At 52.5% G+C, this 21,133-nt stretch carries 19 protein-coding genes; 13 read left to right on the plus strand and 6 right to left on the minus strand.

What is annotated here, in order from left to right; genetic code table 11:
- Positions 1-131 precede the first annotated feature (131 nt).
- Positions 132-707 carry a TetR/AcrR family transcriptional regulator gene (locus tag D3P09_RS12070; protein ID WP_120110076.1) on the minus strand — a complete coding sequence of 192 codons (576 nt, stop codon included), beginning with the start codon at positions 705-707 and terminating at the stop codon, positions 132-134.
- 132 nt (positions 708-839) lie between these two features.
- On the minus strand, positions 840-1,286 hold the full coding sequence (locus D3P09_RS12075) for a GNAT family N-acetyltransferase (RefSeq protein WP_120110078.1): 447 nt from the start codon (positions 1,284-1,286) through the stop codon (positions 840-842).
- A 155-nt stretch (positions 1,287-1,441) separates the two neighbouring features.
- Between D3P09_RS12075 and ytxJ the strand changes: the two genes are divergently transcribed.
- Both ytxJ and D3P09_RS12085 read left to right on the plus strand, forming a co-directional pair.
- Positions 1,442-1,780 (plus strand): bacillithiol system redox-active protein YtxJ, encoded by a 339-nt coding sequence (gene ytxJ / locus D3P09_RS12080; RefSeq protein WP_120110080.1) that lies wholly within the window; start codon positions 1,442-1,444, stop codon positions 1,778-1,780.
- 318 nt (positions 1,781-2,098) lie between these two features.
- Positions 2,099-3,346, plus strand: coding sequence for an S-layer homology domain-containing protein (locus tag D3P09_RS12085; protein ID WP_120110082.1), 1,248 nt, complete (start codon positions 2,099-2,101; stop codon positions 3,344-3,346).
- A gap of 72 nt (positions 3,347-3,418) precedes the next feature.
- Here D3P09_RS12085 and D3P09_RS12090 read toward each other — a convergent pair whose 3' ends face one another.
- The gene (locus tag D3P09_RS12090; RefSeq protein ID WP_165867409.1) at positions 3,419-4,228 is read right to left on the minus strand and encodes a YheC/YheD family protein; all 810 of its coding nucleotides are present in this window, start codon (positions 4,226-4,228) and stop codon (positions 3,419-3,421) included.
- 239 nt (positions 4,229-4,467) lie between these two features.
- Between D3P09_RS12090 and D3P09_RS12095 the strand changes: the two genes are divergently transcribed.
- The 4 genes from D3P09_RS12095 to D3P09_RS12110 all read left to right on the plus strand — a co-directional run bounded on the left by D3P09_RS12095 (position 4,468) and on the right by D3P09_RS12110 (position 8,272).
- A complete protein-coding gene (locus D3P09_RS12095) occupies positions 4,468-5,691 on the plus strand; it encodes a phenylacetate--CoA ligase family protein (RefSeq protein ID WP_120110085.1) in 1,224 nt (407 codons plus the stop codon).
- 15 nt (positions 5,692-5,706) lie between these two features.
- The gene (sbnA, locus tag D3P09_RS12100) at positions 5,707-6,696 is read left to right on the plus strand and encodes a 2,3-diaminopropionate biosynthesis protein SbnA (RefSeq protein ID WP_120110797.1); all 990 of its coding nucleotides are present in this window, start codon (positions 5,707-5,709) and stop codon (positions 6,694-6,696) included.
- Complete coding sequence (locus D3P09_RS12105) at positions 6,684-7,658, plus strand: 2,3-diaminopropionate biosynthesis protein SbnB (protein WP_120110086.1); 975 nt, start codon at positions 6,684-6,686, stop codon at positions 7,656-7,658. The genes sbnA and D3P09_RS12105 overlap by 13 nt, the downstream gene beginning before the upstream one ends.
- A 143-nt stretch (positions 7,659-7,801) precedes the next feature.
- Entirely contained in the window at positions 7,802-8,272 is a 471-nt protein-coding gene (locus D3P09_RS12110; protein ID WP_120110087.1) for a MarR family winged helix-turn-helix transcriptional regulator, read from the plus strand.
- A gap of 775 nt (positions 8,273-9,047) precedes the next feature.
- Here the strand turns inward: D3P09_RS12110 and D3P09_RS12115 are convergent.
- On the minus strand, positions 9,048-9,737 hold the full coding sequence (locus D3P09_RS12115; protein WP_120110088.1) for a class I SAM-dependent methyltransferase: 690 nt from the start codon (positions 9,735-9,737) through the stop codon (positions 9,048-9,050).
- 137 nt (positions 9,738-9,874) lie between these two features.
- Between D3P09_RS12115 and D3P09_RS12120 the strand changes: the two genes are divergently transcribed.
- Both D3P09_RS12120 and D3P09_RS12125 read left to right on the plus strand, forming a co-directional pair.
- Positions 9,875-10,504, plus strand: a complete 630-nt coding sequence (locus D3P09_RS12120; protein WP_120110089.1) for a TVP38/TMEM64 family protein — start codon at positions 9,875-9,877, stop codon at positions 10,502-10,504.
- 115 nt (positions 10,505-10,619) lie between these two features.
- A complete protein-coding gene (locus tag D3P09_RS12125; RefSeq protein WP_120110091.1) occupies positions 10,620-11,384 on the plus strand; it encodes a peptidylprolyl isomerase in 765 nt (254 codons plus the stop codon).
- A 197-nt stretch (positions 11,385-11,581) separates the two neighbouring features.
- On the opposite strand, the gene D3P09_RS12130 is transcribed toward D3P09_RS12125, so the two are convergent.
- Together D3P09_RS12130 and D3P09_RS12135 are read right to left on the minus strand one after the other, a co-directional pair.
- Complete coding sequence (locus D3P09_RS12130; RefSeq protein WP_165867410.1) at positions 11,582-13,222, minus strand: AraC family transcriptional regulator; 1,641 nt, start codon at positions 13,220-13,222, stop codon at positions 11,582-11,584.
- On the minus strand, positions 13,197-14,984 hold the full coding sequence (locus tag D3P09_RS12135) for a sensor histidine kinase (protein ID WP_120110095.1): 1,788 nt from the start codon (positions 14,982-14,984) through the stop codon (positions 13,197-13,199). The genes D3P09_RS12130 and D3P09_RS12135 overlap by 26 nt, the downstream gene beginning before the upstream one ends.
- 205 nt (positions 14,985-15,189) lie before the next feature.
- Here D3P09_RS12135 and D3P09_RS12140 point away from each other — a divergent pair, with 205 nt between their 5' ends.
- The 5 genes from D3P09_RS12140 (at position 15,190) to D3P09_RS12160 (ending at position 21,070) form a co-directional block, all read left to right on the plus strand.
- Positions 15,190-16,611: an ABC transporter substrate-binding protein gene (locus D3P09_RS12140; RefSeq protein ID WP_207892476.1), complete on the plus strand. Its 1,422-nt coding sequence runs from the start codon at positions 15,190-15,192 to the stop codon at positions 16,609-16,611.
- A 72-nt stretch (positions 16,612-16,683) separates the two neighbouring features.
- Entirely contained in the window at positions 16,684-17,625 is a 942-nt protein-coding gene (locus D3P09_RS12145; RefSeq protein ID WP_120110096.1) for a carbohydrate ABC transporter permease, read from the plus strand.
- A gap of 12 nt (positions 17,626-17,637) precedes the next feature.
- Positions 17,638-18,480, plus strand: a complete 843-nt coding sequence (locus D3P09_RS12150; RefSeq protein ID WP_120110098.1) for a carbohydrate ABC transporter permease — start codon at positions 17,638-17,640, stop codon at positions 18,478-18,480.
- Between the two features lie 39 nt (positions 18,481-18,519).
- Positions 18,520-19,458, plus strand: coding sequence for a dihydrodipicolinate synthase family protein (locus D3P09_RS12155; RefSeq protein ID WP_165867411.1), 939 nt, complete (start codon positions 18,520-18,522; stop codon positions 19,456-19,458).
- 364 nt (positions 19,459-19,822) lie between these two features.
- Positions 19,823-21,070, plus strand: coding sequence for a lytic polysaccharide monooxygenase (locus tag D3P09_RS12160; RefSeq protein ID WP_120110101.1), 1,248 nt, complete (start codon positions 19,823-19,825; stop codon positions 21,068-21,070).
- Positions 21,071-21,133: the final 63 nt, after the last annotated feature.

Genomic DNA, 21,133 nt, shown 5'->3' on the forward strand with positions numbered 1-21,133 from the left:
AAGCCGTGAGAAAACCTCTATCGAGGCCTTTCAAGATGAGCGACCGCGTATAGAGGTAGGTTTTATCGCCAAATAGAACGAGTAAATCCGCTATACTAGGAATTCTATTGTGGTAAAAAAAGGCATCCCGCTTACGCCGGCGCCAGGCCTTGCTCCAGATAAAACCTTAACCGCTCCGCCACTTCTTCTTTCTTCAGCGGCTCGTGTGTTTTCTTCCAATCCACCGTCAGCGCCATGTACAGCTTCAGCATGACGAACGCCGTCATCTGAGGCTCGCAAGGCTTAATCTCGCCCTTCTCCACCGCAGCCTTCACTTGGCTCGCAATGTAGCCGACTACGGCCCGCTCCAATTGCTGCAAGCCCTCCAGCGCCATCGGCGTGCCGATCTCCCGCATCTCCTGCGACAGCTTCAGCGCCAGCTCATGTTCCTCGCGGAAGTCAAGCAGCAGCTCCAGCGCCGCATTCAGATTATCGAAGAACTTCCTTCTTGGATCAATCGCCTGCTCGGCGAGCCGCTTCATATCCCCGATCATCCGGTTCATGATCTCCTGGAACAGCTCTTCTTTGTTCGTAAAGAACGTATAGATGGTGCCCTTGCCGACATTGGCGATCTTGGCTACCCCGTCCATGGTCGTCGCTTTGTATCCGAATAGCGAGAATGACTTCGCTGCCGCATCTACAATGAGCTGTCGTCGATCAATGGCCACTTGCAACGCCTCCTTCTTCCTCTGACTTCGTGACCGAATGACCAAAATACTAAAACGGTCATTTCGTTGATGTACACATATTATCACGAATTATTTTCGAAAATCAACCCCAAGCTGTGATTTTTTTAACACTTAGATCGATATCCTTTTTGCAAAGCTGATATAATGCCGCCCTTCGCCCTCATAGTCCTTTTCAAACGACACTGTAAATCCCATTTTCATATGAAATTGAATGGATCCCTCATTGACCGCCGACGTGATGCAGCGAACCGTGCAGCATCCAAGCTCATGCACCTGGCCAAAAAACCTGTCATATAACTGCTTCGCCATGCCTTTATCTCGATAATCCGGATGAACGCCTGCGAAGTGAATGTATGCTTCATCGGCTTGCGATTGCGATACAAAACCGATCAAGAATGCAACGATACGACCCTCTTCTTCCATTACAAAGCTTGTGTTCTGAAAATGGACAAAAAATAGCCGCTGCAATAAATGGTCTATCTGGCGCCCGCCCCACCATTCATTAACTACAGGTACAATTTCAAAATAATCGGATTCGCGAACGGACCGGATCATCATGAGCGCTTCCCCTCCCGATCATAAATGGCATTAATTCCCGACATTATAACATAACCATCATCACCAGAAGATTGGCGGACAGATGACTTTAATCCCTCACTAGAGATATAATAACGACAGGAGCAACCACTTATAGATGAAGGAGTGTCACGCATATGACATACAGAGAAATTACAACTGCCGAAGAATGGGACAACGTCTTCCAGGAGTCCGAGTCCAAGCCGCTTGTGGTGTTCAAGCACAGCACGACATGTCCAGTGAGCGCCAATGCGCATGAAGAGTTCAGTAACTACCTTGGCGGCAGCCCGAAGGACAATATCGACTATGTGCTCGTAAAGGTAATCGAGTCCCGCCCTGTCTCCAATAAGATTGCCGAAGATACAGGCGTCAAGCACGAGTCTCCTCAGATTATCTATATCGATAAGAAGAAAAAAGTTTGGACAGCGTCCCACTGGTCCGTTACCAAAGCCCACATTAGCGCAGTATTGGACTAATCGCGATTACCTACTTATAGGACGGCTTCGAGAGCCCGAGCGGCTCTTGAAGCCGTCTTTGCTATTCAGGCTTATGCATGGACATCACCCCTAAGTACCTATTCCTGCTGTTCGTTATTGCGTCTTATGACCCCGTATCTTTTTGCCAATTATATGTAAATGAGACTATAGCTATCGCCCTTCGCTATGCTTAAAGAGCTAGCATTGTAGTGCTTTATCAGCCGCCAAGGTTGCATCATTCTGCCCATTCTCAATAACGTCCGGATATGGTTATCTAGAGGATGTCGGAATAAATCGATTTTGGGAGGACACGGATAGATGAAACGATTGGCACTACTTATGATAGGCATCACGATGTTTTGGGCGGCTATTATGCCCTCTTCAGCATATGAGAAAGCGGTTGCGGCAGCGGGAGCCTCTCCATTCAAAGACACAAAAGGCCATTGGGCGGAGAAAACGATCATCGACATGGTCAATCGCGGCATATTGGAAGGCTACCCGGACGGGACTTTCCGACCAGAAGAGACAGTGAAGGTGGATCAATTCGTCAAAATGCTCATTCTCTCATACGCCGATCTGCACCAGAACGGATCACGCAGCTGGAACACCGGTTTCATGAACTCTCTGAGTCTGGAGAACCAGGCGATTCTAAAGCAGGATTACCGCTACTTTACTTTCGCACCGAATACAGTCGGTTACTGGGCCAAAGACTTTATTGATATTGCAAGCGATCTTCATTTCCTGAACAAAACCCGCTATGCTGATTTCCAAATGGATATGACGCGCGAGAACGTAGCGGAAGTCGTCTACTATACGCTGCAGGAAACCGAGTTTCTGGAGGACAGCATCTACGGTCAAAAAATGGCGCAAGCCTTCGGCGATATTAAAGGAGCTACCGAGCGGGAGCAGCGCTTCATCGCGGAGACGCTTGTGAAAGGCATCATGGAGGGTTATCCGAACGGCTTCTTCGGCGTCGGACAGAAGGTGACCCGCGCCCAGGCGCTGGTCATTCTGGAGCGTCTGACCGTCAAGTCCAAGCGTCTGAAGATCAATGTATCTCCTGACAAGCTGGAGCGCATCGTGCCTACGTTCGGCGGCGGCAGCAAGGTTATCGTCTTCCCGGACAAACGGATGTGGGACGCTTATGAATCGCTGCTGCTTGTAGGACAGCTTAGAGGCGCCAATCACGATCTGTATGACACTACGCTACGTTTGTTCAAGGACCAGACGGAGAAGGAGAGCGTCCTGAACCGTCCGGCAGGCAGCACAGCCATCAATGAGGAAGCGGCAATCTGGCTGGACCCTCAGTACAATACGTACGGCATTACGATGAGACTGCGCGACGGATCGCTGGCGCGCAATAAGGAAGCGGTCGACATGTTCGCCAACGGGCTGTTCGGCTACAACGCCATCGCCTTCAAACAGCTGTTCAGCGACATCTGCGAGAAGGTAGAGAAAGGCGAGTCGGTTACGCAAACCCACGCAGCCATCGGCGGCGATACGATCAATATTCTGATCGACAGCAAGCAGAAGCAAGTCATCTTCTCGATTGCAGCCAAAAAATAAGGTTCGGCGCTTGCGCGAGAGACATCACAGGGCAGCATGCACATTCGCATGCTGCCCTGTTTCTTATTTCGGTTACAGCGTATTCTTCGCCTTGAAGCAGTTCAATCGGTAATGCCTGCCATACTTGCTTCCATAATCCACAATGCGGCGGATCATCGACTGATCCGGCAGAATCGCGAACGGGCAATGATCCGGCGTCGTATTCACTTCCAAAATCCACGGCCTGTGCTGATTGTCGATCGCGACATCGAGACCGATCTCGTTCAGACGCGGATACTTGCGGTGCAGCCGCTTTATGGTGCTGATCCCGATATTCTCCAACCGTTTCCACAGAGCGCCTTGCTGCGACGGGCCCATATGGGCGCTGAGCACTTGCTCCGCGGTCAAGATCGAGCCGCCTTGGCTGCCGTTGGTCACAATCTTCTCCGGATGGGCGATTCTGGCGACCACCCCCGTCATCTCCCAACCTCCTTGCGGAGCGCGCTGCACGACGACGCGCAGGTCAAACCGTCTTCCCTCGTATTTCAACAGATGGACGCCTCTTTGCACAAGGTAGCTTTTGCCCAGCGTGTCCTTTTTCAGAGAATGGTAAAGCCCGTCGAAGCTGCGGAAGGTCTTGAAGTCGCCTCCAAGCTGATAGGAATATTCACCCGGACTATGCTTCTCAACTCGCATGACTCCTCGTCCCAACGATCCGTAGGTCGGCTTCACGTAGACCATCTGATGGGAATGGAGGAGATTGTGTAGGGATAGACGGCTTAGCTTTCGGGTCGACGGGATATATCCCCGCAGCCCTTCATCCCGCAACATGACATTTGTTTTGGCCCACTTGTCGGATACCCGGTACGGTTTTCCGCTGGCTTTCACTTTAAGTTTAGCCATTGTCCTCAACCTTGCTCCCTTCACGCCGCCCGCGTGAACGGCGATATTATTTTGTCGTCTCCGGCTCCTGTCTATAGACTTGTATCTCTCCCAATCTCGTTCTATTACTATCATACGAAAATATATAAAAATCGCTTTAGGCCGCTGTCGTCATAGCCGAACCATCGGTACGCTTGCACATATGCTTTAGTAACGGCATGTGGACGATTGCAGCCGTATTCTAGGAGGATGACTACAGCATGATGGAATGGAAGCTGAACGATCAGCTGCGCCATATTGCGCGGCTGCATCCTTGGTATGAGCCGTTATTGCGCCTATCCGGCATCACTCTCTCAGAGATAGATAGAAGCCCTCCCGCTCTGTCCCAGCTGCCGCTTATAGACACTGAAGCGCTGGAGCGCCACTACTACGGGCAAGCTGAACGTACGGAAAGCGGCTTGTCCGTCTATCGGACATCGGGCACCTCGACCGGCATCCGCAAGGCGATCTACTACTCACCCGAGGATGACCGCCGATATATTGAAGCCAAGACGGCTTCTTATCTGAATTGGCTGGGGAATGATCATGGGATAACGAGGGCAATGGCCGATCTCGGCACAGGCCATGCCGCCAGCACCGCTATTGCGATATTCCGGGATCTGGGCATTGAAGCGGAGGCGATTCCTTTCACTGCGCCTGTAGAGGAGCACGTAGCCAGGCTTGCGCTGTACGGCCCTCAGCTCCTATATACGATGCCATCGATCCTGGAGGCCATAGCGGATGCGCATCCATCTCCGCGTTCCCTCCGCATTCGCAAGATCATTCTGGTCGGCGAGCTGGCCTCAGCGGAATGGCAGGCGAACATGGCTGCCCGCTTCGGCATTGGCGCAAGTGATGTGCTGGATACGTACGGCTCGATCGAGGTTGGCGCAATCGCCGCATTTTCCCATGAGCTGGGGCGTTATGTCTTATCGGAAGATGTGTATGGAGAGTCATTGCCGGGTGAGATGCTGGGTTATGGACCGCTAGGACCTGGCGAGGGGGTCCTGGTGCTCACCTCCTTCTCCCGTACCCTCTTCCCCGCCGTCCGCTACGTCACCTGCGATGTGGTGCGGGATTTTCGCATCATGGCCCATGAAGGACGAACGCTTCATACCTTCGCTTGCATTACGAAGCGCATCGGACCGGAACTGAAGCACGGCGAGAAGATCAGCCTGTATGACATCGAGGAAGCGGTGAACAGGCATCTGAGGGACGCGCTGTTAAGAGTGCGGGTAGAATCCAACAAGCTGAGGCTGTATATCAAGAGCAGCCAGCTAGACGAGCGGACGGCAGCGGCCATCCGATATGACGTCGAGCATCAGATCGGCGATATTGGCATGATGATCCGCAACCGTCTGCTTCAGGGCATTGAGGTTATACATGTAAGCGGGCGGGACCAGCTTCCCGCAGGAGCTGTGAAAGCCAAGAAGCTATATCAATGAAAGGTGCTGCTGACCATGAGGGATAGCTGGTTGGATAGAATCGGGAATACGCCGCTCGTGCCGCTGAACAGACTGTTCGCGAATTCGCGCGGCATACGCGTCTTCGGCAAGCTGGAGCTAATGAATCCAAGCGGCAGCGCGAAGGACCGGCCGGCCCTGCGCATCGTGCGCAACGCTTGGGATGAGGGGCTGATCGGCCCCGGCTCCGTCATGATTGAATCCAGCTCGGGCAATATGGCGATCAGCCTTGCCGCCATCTGCTCCTTGCTCGGCATCCGGTTCATATGCGTTATCGATCCGCGCACCGCAGCCGCCAATATCGCCATTATGAAGGCGTACGGAGCCGAGGTGTCATACGTCGATACGCCCGATCCGGAGACGGGCGAATTTCTGCCCGCCCGCCTGGAGCGGGTCCGGCAGCTGCGGGAGGCGCTGCCCGGCAGCTTCTGGCCCAATCAATACGCCAATCCGAACAACTATCTGGCGCATTACGACGGCACGATGCCCGAGATTGCTACTGCGCTGGGCAAGGTTGATTATATTGCCGGGGGCGTCAGCACTTGCGGCACGATGCTAGGCTGCGCCAGATATATCGCCGACTGCGGGATGGCGACCAAAGTGATTGCCGTAGATGCGGCAGGGAGCGTCATCCTCGGCGGGGAGAAAGGGCCTCGCCTCTTCCCCGGCCTTGGAGCGGGGATCGTTCCTCCTTTTGGCGAGACCCGCTTCATGAACTACGCCGTGAACGTCACCGACCGCGAGATGGCTGCGGGCTGCCGCAGGCTCGCGGAGATGGAGGCGATTCTGGCGGGCCCATCATCCGGAGCCGTAATCGCCGCGCTTGCAGGTATGTTGGACGATATTCCGGATGGCTCTACTTGCGTCGCTATCCTGCACGACCGCGGAGAACGCTATATGGATACCGTGTTCAACGATGAGTGGATGCGCGGGCAATTCGGCGCCTCGATCCTTTCAGAGGGAGGCGATTATGCTTGCTCTATTTAGGAGATAAAGAATTGCGGGCGATCGGCTTTCACTGGCGCGAGCTGCTCGATGTCATTGGGGAAGCCGTACGGATGATCGACAGAGGCGAGTACGCTCAGCCCCTCAAGCCATATCTCCGCTATGGGAATCCCGCGAATCGCATGATCGCGATGCCCGCCTATATCGGCGGCGGCATTCATGCCGCTGGCATCAAGTGGATTGCCAGCTTTCCCGGCAATCTCGCGGGGAGCCTTCCGCGCGCGCATAGCGTCACCGTATTGAACGACGCCGACACCGGCAAGCCTTCTGCGATCCTGAACACCGCCACGGTTAGCGCCGTGCGTACGGCTGCCGTAAGCGGACTGATGCTGCTACGCTGGCTAGCAAGCCGCCCGCCGGAGAGCAGGAAGCTTCGGATTGGCATTATCGGCTGGGGACCGATTGGGCGTATTCATTTTGAGATGTGCCGCTGGCTGTTCGGAAAGCAAATCGACCATATCTATTTGACCGATATTCGAGGTATTGATTGGCAGGATGGTTTTGCGGAGGATGCGAAAATCCCTGCGACTGTGACGGATGACTGGAGAGACTGGTATCCGCAATGCAATGTCGTCATCACCTGTACGGCAGGCTCCGACCGCTACATCGACACGCCGCCCGCTCCAGGCACGCTCCTTTTGGACGTCTCTCTGCGCGACTACCGGTTGGAGGCGATCCGTGCGATTCGCAACATCGTCGTAGATGACTGGACGGAGGTATGCCGGGAGAATACCGACATCGAGCTTCTGCACAGGGAAGCGGGCTTGCACAAGGAGGACGTCATGACGCTAGGCGATGTCAGCTGCCGTGACGCTCTCGCCGGGATTGCCGCTGGCGAAAGCCTGCTCTTCTGCCCCATGGGCATGGCCGTCTTCGACGTCTCTGTCGCGCACTGGTACGCTCAGCAAGGGAAGAAATTCGGCATAGGCACTTGGCTGGATTAGAGGGTAGAGGAACTCCCCATCATTGTTTCTTCGTTGACAAAGCGATGGTCATTCGCTACTATTTAATTTAATGCAATTTAATTGAACCCATTAAAATAGATGATTCGGCTGCTTTTTCAATGAGCTATGTTGGGGGCCTTCTTATGCAAACAGATCAAACTTTGAAGCTGGAAAATCAAATATGCTTTGCCATCTATGCATGCTCTCGGGAGTTGACAAAGCTGTATCGCCCGCTGTTGCAGGAGCTCGGCCTGACGTATACCCAATACGTCACTATGCTTGCTCTTTGGGAGCAAGATCAAGTGACGGTCAGCACGCTTGGAGCCAAACTATACCTCGATTCCGGTACGCTGACTCCGCTGCTGAAAAAACTGGAGGCTGCAGGCCACATCACCCGCACCCGAGACAAAAACGACGAGCGCAATGTCGTCATTGCCCTCACGGAGCAAGGCAGGCAGCTTCGCGAGCAGGCTGTAGACATACCGGAAAAACTGCTGTGCCAGCTGGACGCCTCCCCAGAGGAAGGCGGCTTCCTGCTCACTCAGATGCAAGAGCTGATGGCACGCGTTCAGCAACGTACGAACAGTGCAGCTAATATTAAAGGAGACGAGTAAACTCGTCTCCTTTTTCTTTCTGTTTCTGGCTCCAACCGATTAGTGGGCCTGCATAGTCGATTCAATCGACTTATACCCACCTCGCCACACACTACTATTTCGCTCCAACCGCCGCTTTCGCACCTGTAGCGGTGCCTCGCGGCGCTATTTCGCTCCAGCCGCCGATTTCGCACCTGCAACGGGGCCTCACGGCGCTATTTCGCTCCAGCCGCCGATTCTGCACCTGCAACGGGGCCTCGCGGCGCTATTTCACTCCAGCCGCCGATTCTGCACCTGCAACGGGGCCTCACGGCGCTATTTCGCTTCATCCGCCGATTTCGCACCTGCAACGGGGCCTCACGGCGCTATTTCGCTCCAGCCGCCGATTCTGCACCTGCAACGGGGCCTCACGGCGCTATTTCGCTCCATCCGCCGATTCTGCACCTGCAACGGGGCCTCACGGCGCTATTTCGCTTCATCCGCCGATTTCGCACCTGCAACGGGGCCTGGCGGCGCTATTTCGCTCCAGCCGCCAATTCCGCACCTGCAACGGGGCCTCGCGGCGCTATTTCGCTCCAGCCGCCGATTTCGCACCTGTAGCGGTGCCTCACGGCGCTATTTCGCTCCATGCGCCGATTTTGCACCTGCAAGGGTGCCTCACGGCGCTATTTCGCTAAATTCGCCGATTTCGCACCTGCAACGGGGCTTCGCGCCGCTATTTCGCCCCATTCGCCGACTCAGCAACTTTTAGTTGTGCCTCAGCCGCTACCGCTCCCACTCGCCCCTTCCCCCGCACTCACTCAAACTGCCGCCACCATACACCAGCGCATTCGGGCAAGGTTGTCAGGCGCTCTCGACCCACGCGCTCAGCCAGCTCCTTCCCGAAGAAAAATGCCGTCAGCTCCTCTGCTTGCTCAACCGAATCAAATTGATAGTCCATGCGCAGCCAGCGATGCTGAAAGCCGCACTCCTCCTCCAGCGCCCGATAATAATCCAGCAGAAATTCCGGCGGTTGAGGCGTCTCGCAGCCGGTGCCCATCGTTTCGAAAATAATCGCCGTTCCTCCCGGACGAAGCACCCTGCCGATCTCACTCATGACCTGCTCCAAGTTCTCTCTCCACTCCGCTATGCCAGACGCGCACAAGTAGCAGATGCTCCACCCCGACACAACCAAGTCGACGCAGTTATCTTCCAGCGGCAAGCTACGATGATCGGCAACCGCCGTCCCCCAATGCTGCATGCCAGAGGCCCTCAGACGTTCCCCCGTCAGCTTCAGCATGGCAGCGGATGCATCGGTAGCCAGGATCGACTTCACGCTTGGCGCAATCGCCACTGCCAGCCGCCCCGTACCGGCCCCCATATCCAGCACATCCAGTCCCGCAAGCGGCTTAATCTCATTCATAATCTCCATCAGCTTAGGCTGCGAGGCAATCAACTGGTCATATCGCTCTGCTTCCTTGTTATAAATCTCGTCATGGTTTGGCATCCCGAACGTCCCCCTTAAATATGTGTTTCCCCTACTCTAAACGTTGCCGCAACGTGAAGGTCAAGCCGTGTCTTTCAGGTTATTTCCGGGTAGAGGACATGCTATAATAGGCGGGAGACTATTCCGGAGGTACACTTGTGCGCAAAAAGCTTCTAATGGCGTTGAGCTACATAGCCGTCGCTGTCATCATTTATTTGTACGGGGAGACAATCCTGTCCTGGTTCCAGCAGTCGGAGAATTTGCTTCTAGTCGCCGTGATGGCTACTATGATGGCGCTTTTCCCCATCATTCCCTATCCCGTAATAGGCGGAGTGATCGGCGCCGCGCTTGGACCGGCAATGGGTGCTGCCATCACCTGGGTTGGATCGGCAGCGGCATCTATCCTGATGTTTTTGTTCGTGCGATACGGCTTTCAAGAGTGGGGAGAGCGGGCGCTTCACCGCTACAAAAGCATAGACAAAGTAACGACGCTGTTCGAGCGTAACGCGTTCCTCGCTATTCTGTTCGCCCGCTTGCTGCCCTTCATTCCATCTATCATTATCAACGTATATGCGGCGCTCAGTCGGGTCGGCTTTCTCTCTTATGCCATCGCTTCATCCGTCGGCAAAATCCCTGCCATGCTCCTCTTCGCCATGGTTGGCGACAATCTGATGAGCAACCCCAAGAGCAGCCTGACGACAGTTGCCGTATACGGCATATTTCTCGTCATTTCCTTGGGCGCATACCGTCTGTGGCAGAAGAAGCGCGCCGCGCAAGAGCTCGTATGAGCCTAATGGCAGGTTAGATTTTGGAGCGGGCACTATGGTAGAATAAGGTCGGTGTCCGCCATACAAACAACGACAATTATTGATCTAAAGAACCTTATTGGGAGGAATCCAATCTATGCAACGTTTTAGGCTAAAAAGAAGCTTTGGCGCCGCGCTGCTGCTGTGCATCGTATTTGCGCTGATCGTGTCGGGTTGTGGTGTTGACCAGGGCAAGCCGGCTGACAAGGAGCCGGGCAAAGGCGGCTCAACGCCGACAGAGACGGCTACGCCTTCGCCATCCCCTTCGCCATCGCCTTCGCCTTCCGAGGAGCCGGCCGATGAGCTTGAGCTGCTGGGACCGGAGAAGCATCCGGTCGTAACGATCGAGATCAGCAACGACGAGATCATCAAAGTCGAGCTGTACCCGGAAGTTGCGCCGAATACCGTCAACAACTTTATCTCGCTGATCGACAAAGGCTACTATGACGGCGTTATCTTCCACCGTGTCATTCCAGGCTTCATGATCCAAGGCGGCGACCCGCAGGGCAATGGCACCGGCGGTCCGGGCTACACGATCAAAGGCGAGTTCTCGTTCAACGGGTTCACCAACAATTTGAAGCATACCAAAGGCGTTATCTCCATGGCGCGTACGATGGTGCCGGATTCCGCAGGCTCGCAGTTTTTCATCATGACGGAAGACGCGCCGCATCTGGACAATCAATATGCCGCATTCGGCAAAGTCATTGAGGGCATGGAGGCGGTAGAGAAAATCGTCAATCAGGAGCGCGATGCGGAAGACAAGCCGCTTGAGCCGCTATCGATGAAGAAAGTGACCGTCGATAAAAAGGACATGACCTTCGAGGAGCCGGAGACCATTCCTGTACCATCCTCCAATCCATAACGAACAAAAGCATGTGCGAGCTTTTCTGTTGAAGAAAAGCTGCACATGCTTTTTTTTGCTCCAGACTGCTGCTTGTTCCGGCACTGCCGCAGTGTCTCGCACAGCAATCCGCTCTGACTTTTTGCTCCTACCCACACCCCTGCTTATATCACAGCTGAAGCGTCTCGCATGAAGCAACCCGCTCTTTCTTCATGCTTCTATCCAGGCTGCTGCCTGTTCCGGTACTGCTGCGGCGTTTCTCCCGCGTACTTCTTGAAGGAATAGCTGAAATAATGGGCATTCTCGTAGCCCAGATGCTCGGCGATTTCATGTACTTTCATTTTGGTGTTTTTGAGCAGCTTTTTCGCTGAGCCCATCTTCGTGTCGATGATGTATTCATTAATCGTCTCGCCGGTTTCCCGCTTGAATACGGCGCACAGATAGCTGGTCGACATGTAGATCTCGCTCGCAATATCGGCGAGAGAGATATTGTCCATATAGTTCTGGTTGACGTAGCTTTTGATTTGCTCCACCAGCGCATGATGCTTTTGATTGTATTTGGCGCCATAATAGTCTGCGATGCACAGAAGCATGGCGCTGACATGTTTTTTGATATCGGTCAGCGTTTCGTCGCGCATGATCGATTCCATGGAGGCCGTATAGCTGGCCGTCACCTCCGCCGACTCCCCCTCCGTCTCGCATATTTCACGATAGGCGGTAATAATCAGCTCCAGGAACAATCCCCGTATATAATCCTGTGATAGCTGGGTCGCCCCCGCAAGCAGCGCGCCATATTGCTCAATCGCTTGCTTGACCCGCGGCTTATTGCCTGTCTTGATCTCGTCCAGAAGCTGCTTTTGCAGCTCCCCCAGCTTGGCGCTTCCTTTCAAGTCGTTCAACTTGCCCAAGGCATTCGAGTCAGCGATGTCGTTGAAATGGATAATGGAGCCGTTGCCCGTGTAGAACTTGTAGCCGATCGCATTGCATGCCCGGCTATAGGACAGGCTCGCCGCTTCCATGCTGACGCAATGGCCAACCCCGATCGACACCGTAATTCCATCAAAGTCGAGCAGCAGCTGCTCGATGCTCTCGAATATTTGCTCCATCCGCAATTCATGGCAATAGTCACCGCTCAGGATGATGACGAATTCATTTTCCCGCGCGGTGGTAAAGCAAATGCCCGCCTGATAATTGCTTAGCACCTGCTCAATTAAATTTTTGATCGAAAAGTTGAAAAAATGAACCCGCTCGATCCCCCTGTTTTTCACCTTCAAGTCATACTCGTCAATCTGCGCTACCGCCACGACCATATCTTGACCGGCTTGAAACGGCAGACGGAAATAGTCGAGCCTCTCCTGCAGCTCTTCCTCGCTCCCGACCTGCTCCATCATGAGCTGATTCAAAAACTTATCGCGCATCAGCGCCATATTCTCCTCCAGCTGCTGCTCCAGCCGCTTCAGCACTTGCTCGCGCTGAAACTCCATCTCGATCGCATCTCGCACTTTTTTGAGCACGGCGACAACTTCCTTAAGTTGGATCGGCTTGAGGATATAACCGGCCGCCTGCACGTTCAGCGCGAGTCTGGCGTAATTGAAATCCTGCACGCCGCTAATCAGTACCGTCTTCGTGCGCATGCCGTGCTCCATCAGCTGATTGGCGACCTCAAGCCCATTGTAAAAGGGCATCTTGATATCCGTCACCAAGATATCGGGCTGCCGCTCCATGCAAAGCTCCAGCGCCTCTTGCCCGTTCCCGGCGAGTCCAATGACCTCCATGCCGAGCTCGCTCCAAGGAATCGTATCGCATAATATCTCTTTCACCAGGTAATCATCATCAGCCAGAATAACCGTTAGCATCATTGTCCCCCATGTTGTAGCTGGCCGGAATCGTAATTTCGACCGAAATTCCGCCCGCCGGATTATGACTGTAGCGAAGGCCGAAGCCTTCTCCGAAAGCGTGCCCAAGCCGCCGGTGCACATTGGTAATGGCAAAGGATTGCCCTTCGGTATCGTCGGAAGCAAGCAGATTGTTGAGCATTTCCGCCTTCTCTCGAGTGCCGTTGCCGTTATCCGAGATGCAGACGATGATTTTATCCGCCTCTTGTTTGGCCGTGATAGCGATTTCAAAATCTCCCGTTTTTTGATGAAAGCCGTGAATAATCGAGTTTTCTACCAACGGCTGAATAACCAGCTTCACCGTTTTCGTTTTCCTCAGCTCGCGCGGCACTTGAATGGAATAATGCAATTTGGGACCGAGCCGCATCGACTGAATATCGAGGTAGCTGCTCGTATGGTTCAGCTCCTCCTCAAGCGAGATGATATTCCGCCCTTTGCTGAGCGAATAGCGGTAGAAATTGGCTAAGGAGCCTATCATATCGCTGATAACGGGCGTTTTGTATTTGATCGCATACAGGTTGATCGAATCCAGCGTGTTATATAGAAAATGCGGATTGATTTGCGCTTGCAGGGCTCGAAGCTGCGCGTCTTTCGCCAGCAGCTCGGCTTTTTGCTTTTTCAAGTCGCTGACGTACAGCTTCTCGATCAACTCTTTGATCTGGCGAATCATTCGTTTATATTGTTGAATCAAAAAGCCAAATTCATCCTTCTTGTGATAGGCGATGTCGATATCGAAATTTTGTCCCCGTACGGCGCGCATGGATGCCACCAGCTTCGTAATAGGACTGGATATATTGCGCGACAGCAGGAAAGCGGCCAGCAGCGCAGTGGTCATGCAGATGACCAGAACCAACAGGACAATGCGAGTCAGCCGGAGCTGGTCGGAGTTGATCTCGCTTAATCGCGTCATATTAATAATTTTCCACTCGATGTTTTCCAGCTGCTTGGATGAAAGAATGACCGTATCGCCCCACATATCTGCTCTCTTCAAGCCTGTTGCGGAAGAATCGAGAGATTGGATGAACTGCTCTTCTTCGCCCGAGTACGCATCGCTGCTCATAATAATTTGATTATGTTCATTCAGAATAAAAATCCGGCTTCCATTGGAGGGCTTGTAGTTGGAGAGCATATTGTTCAGACTGGACTTTTCCAATTCAATCGTCAGCACAGCGGCATAATCAAACTTGTCCGCATTTTGCAGGGTGAACAGGCGTCTTGCGATAACGACAGGGGCATCCCCAGGCTGCGTGTAGACGGATTGATTGTTATTGTCCATTTCCCTGTACCACGGTTCGTTCTCGATAGACTCGATGTCCTGTACCTTGTTGGAAATATCGTATTTCTGGTACTCCGGCCTGTCGAGCATGTGGATCGTCGGCACAATGGACGAGTTGGGCGAAGCGTAGTAATTAGATAAATAATAACTGTCGAGCGCACGGTCGAGCTTGATGATCTGCAAGATGTTATCGGACATATTGGTTGTCGGGCTTGCGCTTAATACTTCCTGAATCATCGGATTGAGCGAGATGAGCGTGGTCATTTCATCAATAAACGCCAGTCTCGTTTGAACGATCAGCCTGGCCGACTCGACGTTTTTTTCAATCAGGTCGTTCATTTTTTTCGTAATAATGCCGGTGGAGCTCATATACACAACAACTGTAATAATAATTGACGGAATTAATATGGAGGCGAGAAAATACAGTACCAGCCTGTTGCGAATACTCATATGCACGGTGTCCGATTCAGCCCCTTTCGTCGTTGCATCATTCTAATTCCAGTATAGCAACGCCCATTCATGAACAACAAGAAGAAGGGGCAAACTGCGTAATATATCTAACTTTTTCCCTTAAGTTTTTGTATTTTAACCCTGGAGTAATCTTGTTATCATTGCACTTGAAAGCGCTTCAAACACGACAAAAGGAGGAACTAATGTGATCAGAAAGCGATTCCCGGGACGTGCAAGGGTCGGTCAGACGTTCTTGAGCCTTGTGTTGCTGATAGGCGTCCTGACAGCCTGCAGCGGGAAAGACAACTCTCCGAACAATTCCGCCAATCCGGACGATCCAAGCGCTGCAAAGATGGAGACGGTTCGCGTATGGACCAATGACGCCAGCTATAAGCCGGTCATGGATGCTGCGATCGATGCTTACAACAAAGGGCAAGGCTTGAAGGACGGCATTCACATCGATTACAAAGTGTTCGGCGGAGACTACAACGATGTGCTCAAGGTTGCGCTTGCCGCCAACCAGGCTCCTGAGCTGTACAAGTTCGTAGGCACGGTCAAGGAACCGTTCATTAAATCGGGATGGATGCTGCCGATTGACGATTTGCCGGGCGGACCGGAATTTCTGGAGACTTACAAAGATATTCTGATCAACGGCTATACGACAGTGAACGGCAAAACGTATAGCGTGCCTTACAAAGTACTGACGACCAAATTTGTGTACAACAAGGACCTGCTGAAGAAATCCGGCTTCGAGCAGCCGCCGCAGACTTGGGACGATGTCGTCGCCTACGCCAAAAAAATTACCGCGGACAATAAAGGCAACGCTTACGGCTACGGCGTCCATTTGAAGGATTCGGCCGCATCAGGCAAATGGTACTTTGCCGCTCAGTTCGCCAGCTCCGTCGGCCACATGGGCTACAACTTCAACGAAGGCAAATTCGCTTTCTCCGATTTCAAGACGAACATCGAAAAAATTCTGCAAATGAAAGCGGACGGGAGCATATTCCCTGGCGGGGAAGGCATGGGCAACGACGAGCTGATCGCACAGTTCGCGGCAGGCAGGATTGCGATGCTTCCAGGCGTGAACTGGGATGTGACGTCCATCGATAAGTTCTGGAAAGAGATCGGCACCAGCTTTGAGCTTGGCGTAAGCGATACGCCAGTAATCGACGCAGCCAATAAATATAAGAACTATGCGCAAATCGCCGATGTGCTGTCCGTAGGGCCAAGCGCAAGCAAAATGCCGGAGAAAGCCATGAAGGTCTATCAATTGTTCCATGACGACGAAATCTTGAAAGAAATTCAAAACAATGAATTGGAATTCATCGCGAGAGAGGACATTCAGGCGCAAGCCCCATCCTCGTTCAAGAAAGCGGGCTATGCCGAATTCAGCGACACATCCAACTCCTATTTCACGCTGACGCCGCCAGACGGAGGCATTACCATCGAAGGCCAGCCTTATCAGAATACGCTGATCAATATTATTGCCGGCCCGCCGAACGCAGACGTTGCAGCCGTTCTCGCGGACTTGGACAAACGTTATAACACCGCTCTTGAGAAGGCCATCGCAGGCGGTCTGGATATGTCCATCTATATCGATAAGAACTGGGATACAAAAGCGGAATAAAGCAATTGCAGCAACGGCGAAGAGGATGGCTCCATCCTCTCTGCTTCTTCACAGAAAGGAGGCATCCCAGGCATGTCATTTTTCAAACGCAGAAAAGCCTCGACAAAGCATCAAAGCCTGTACCGGAAAGATGCCATTCAATCCTATATCATGCTTGCTCCTATGCTCATCGGCTTTGCGTTATTCACCATCTATCCGATGTTTTGGCTGATTCAATGGTCGTGGTTTGATTATGACGGCATGAGTACGCCCAAATTTATCGGATTCGAAAACTACATTCGCGCTTTTACGCGCGATCCGCATTACTGGGATTCACTTGAGAATACGTTTATTATCGTCATCGCCAAATTTATACTCGAAATTCCGCTAGCCCTGTTTCTGGCGATCGTGCTCAACGGCAACAAAAAAATCAATTCCTTTTTCCGGACGCTGTTCTTCTCTCCTACTATCGTCAGTACGGCTATCGTAGGCATCGTGTTTTTCCTGATGTTCGAGCCGTTCCTCGGCTCCGTGAACCAGCTGCTGAAGGCGTTCGGCATGATCGACACCAATGTCAATTGGTTCGGCAACAAGTGGCTGGCCGATCTGGTCATCGTTATTGCCAGCGTGTGGAAGGGCTTCGGCATCAACATGATTTTCTTCATCATGGGACTTCAGAACATTCCCCAAGATATCTATGAATGCGCGGATATCGACGGAGTGGGCAAATGGAGCCGATTCACGAAGGTCACGCTGCCTATGCTGGCATCGACCGGGAAGGTCGTCATGATGCTCTTTATCGTCAACAGCATTAAAATGTCCGACCTCGTTCTCGTCTTGACGAACGGGCAGCCTGGCGGCTCGACCGAGGTCGTCATGTCGTACACGTTCAAATACTTCTTCTCTTACGGCGCAGCCGATTCTATCAGCCAATACGGCTATTCCTCGGCGCTTGCTGTTATAACCGCGCTCGTGCTTACCGTAATCGTAAGCTTGTATTTGAGACTGACCAGAAACATGGGAAATCATTACTAAGGGGGCCAACAGATGAAGAAGAGACAGCTGCTAGAAGCCATCCCGAAATATATTTTTCTCTCTTTGCTCGCCGCCCTGGTCATCTTCCCTATCTTTTATGTCGTGGTCAGTTCACTCAAGAATACGGCTAGCATTTTGGCTTCCAGCTCTTTTTTTCCAAAAACATTTTCTTGGGATAATTACGTCCGGGCATGGAACTTATCGAACTTCAAGGTGTATACGTGGAACAGCATTTATATGTGCGCCACTATCGTGCTCGGCACCATCGTCACTTCCATTACATCCGGCTATGTGTTTTCGCGAGGCCGGTTTATGGGAAAGAAACCGCTGCTTGCGCTTATTACGTTCTCGATGTTCATCTCGGCAGGCAGTTTGTTCCTTTACCCGCAGCTGAATATAGCCAAAGCGCTAAATCTCAACAACTCGTTGTGGGGCGTCATTATCATTTATATCTTCGGGATCAACGTGACGAACTTGTATTTGGCGAAGGGCTTTATCGACGGCATTCCAAAGGAGATCGACGAGGCGGCCCGGGTAGACGGCTGCAGCTTCTTCCGGATCTTCTGGAGCATTATTTTCCCGCTTACCAAGCCGCTCATCGCCACCGTCGGACTGCTCGCATTCATGAATTCATGGAACGATTATTTGCTGCCGATGGTGTTCACGTTAGGCAATCCGGATAAGCAGCCGCTCGTCGTCGGCATCGTGTCGATGAAGAGCTCTGGAGAGTCCGTTACGTCCTGGGATCTCATGATGGCGGGCACCGTCATGGCGGTTATCCCGATGCTTGTCGTCTTCATTTCATTGAACAAATATTTCGTTTCGGGTCTCACAAGCGGTGCCGTTAAAGGCTAACAGAAATATATAATCCATTAAAGACAGGGGAACATGACAATGACAAAGCAGCTCATAACAGGTGTGCTTCCGGCGCTTATTACGCCGATGGACAAAGACGGCAATGTGAAGACAGAATTGGCTCAGCCTCTGATCGATATGTATGTCAAACAACAAGCCGACGGCTTGTATATGCTCGGCTGGACGGGCGAAGGCGAGCATTTGGACGTCGGGAAGAGAAAGCAATGGGCGGCAGCGGTGCTCGCCGCAGCGAGGGGCAAGCTTCCCGTATTCGTTCATGTGGGCTACAATCAAAACCTGGACGATTCCGTGGAGCTTGCCGCACATGCCGCCGAGCATGGCGCTTACGCGGTAGCCTCTGTCGGCATATCCGAAGAGTCCTCCCTAGAGGACAATGTCGCTTATTTCAAACGGATTGCGGCTGCGGCGCCGAACGTTCCGTTCTACATCTACTGGGTGGCGATGGGTAAAACGTTAACGGGCGGCAAAGAGATTGACCCGCCTGTATTGCTGGAAGCATTGTCCGAAGTGCCGACATTCCGCGGCATCAAATTTACGGACAATAACTTCTACTATCTGGAGCGGTTCAAAAAACACCGTCCAGACCTTAACATTCTTACCGGTGCGGATCAATTAGCCATCTGCTCGCAATACATGGGCTCAGACGGCAATATTGGGGCACTGCAGGCTATTACTTGCTATCATTTCAAAGTGATGATGGAAAAGATAAATGAAGGAAATTATGCGGAAGCACGAGAGCTGCAATATCGCGCCAACGATGTCGTGGAGGCATATTGCCGCGCAGAAATCGGTTCGATGCCAGGCATCAAGCTGTTGATCGAGGAGATTTTCGGTATCCCGGCCGGCTACTGCTCGCCGACAGGACCGTTCGCCGGCGTCTCGCACACTGCCGAAGGCAGCCAAGCTGCAGTTGAGCTGGTCGAGCTGTTTAAAAAGAACATATTGGTGAAGGAATAATCATCTCAATACGGCGTTGCAGCCGTATCAAGGGAGACTGCCGGCTTATTGCCGTCAGTCTTTTTTAGTGCTGAAGAGAAGACAGCATCTCGGGAACTCCCCCTCTCTATTGCAAAAAATAGTCCAATAATACTATTCATTTAATTACATAATGCCACGATAAAACAGCATTAATTTACGGATATTTTTATATTAATCATATATTTTTAACCCTGCTAAAGATAATATTCACCCATGTAAAAAGCATCATTTACCATTAAAACATGCCCATGCTATACTCTTGCCGGAGGCGGAATTCCAGTCTCTGCCAAACTTTACTTCCGAAGCGAAGTTTTGCTTCACAAAACTTTAGGAGGAATCGATCATGAACTTGCAGACCGCACCACGACGCTCGAATGCCGCGTCAACTCTACTCATGGCGCTAGGCGCATTGGCCTTCGCCCTGCTCTTGTCTATCGTGTTATCCGAGAGCGCCTCCGCGCATGGCTATATGGAGACCCCGGCCAGCCGCGCCCTTCTCTGCAAAGATAAGCAAAATACGAACTGCGGCGCCGTCCAATACGAGCCGCAAAGCCTTGAAGCTATCGGCGGCTTCCCGCAGACAGGCCCTGCTGACGGACAAATTACAGGCGCAGGCATCTTCAAAGAACTGTACGAGCAAACAAATACACGCTGGAAAAAAGTAAATATGACTGGCGGCAAGCAGACATTCACCTGGAAGCTGACAGCGGCCCATGTCTCCGACAACTGGAGATACTATATTACAAAGAAAGACTGGGATCCAAGCAAGCCGCTGACGCGCGCCGATCTTGAGCCGGAGCCGTTCTGCTTCATCGATTACAAAGACGCCAAGCCGCCTTCCACAGTCTCTCACGAGTGCAGCGTGCCAACCGACCGCAGCGGTTACCACCTTATTCTGGGCGTATGGGAAATTGCGGACACGGTGAACGCCTTCTACCAGGTTATCGATGTCAACCTGACTAATGACGGCTCCACACCTCAGCCTCAGCCTGAGCCGCCTAGCGCTCCAGGCAAGCTGGAATCCGCTCTGCAGACGGCAAAATCAATCGTGCTGAGCTGGCTGCCATCCTCGTCGGAGCTAAAAATCCAGAAGTACGATATTTACCGTGACGGCGTGCTTTGCGGATCGACGCCGCACACGACATTTACAGATGAAGGCTTGCAAGCGGACAAGGCCTACACGTATACCGTACGGGCCGTCGACGTGAACGGCAAGGCATCTCCTCACTCCACACCGCTGACTGTACGTACGCTTAAGGAAGAGAATGGCGGCGGCAACGAAGGCGGCGGGAATAACGGCGGAGAGAACGGCAACAGCCAGCTTCCGCAATGGGAGGCCAAATCCATTTATCTGAAGGGCGACAAAGTCCAGTACAAAGGACTGGAATACGAAGCGCAATACTGGACGCAGAACAATGCCCCTGACGCCTCCGCAGCATGGAAGCTGCTGAGCAATGTTACCGTGGATTGGAACAGCTCCAAGGCCTATCTGGGCGGTGACCGCGTCACGTATAACGGCGTGACTTACATTGCGCGCTGGTGGACGCTGGGCGACAAGCCCGATCAATCCGATGTATGGCAAAAAGCCTAACTCAGCCTTATTTTTTCAATTGTAATTGCCCCTCCCCTGCCCTATAATAGGATTAAATAAATC

Origin of the sequence: Paenibacillus pinisoli, from assembly GCF_003605435.1 — a bacterium.
In the GTDB taxonomy this organism is placed as follows: domain Bacteria; phylum Bacillota; class Bacilli; order Paenibacillales; family Paenibacillaceae; genus Pristimantibacillus; species Pristimantibacillus pinisoli.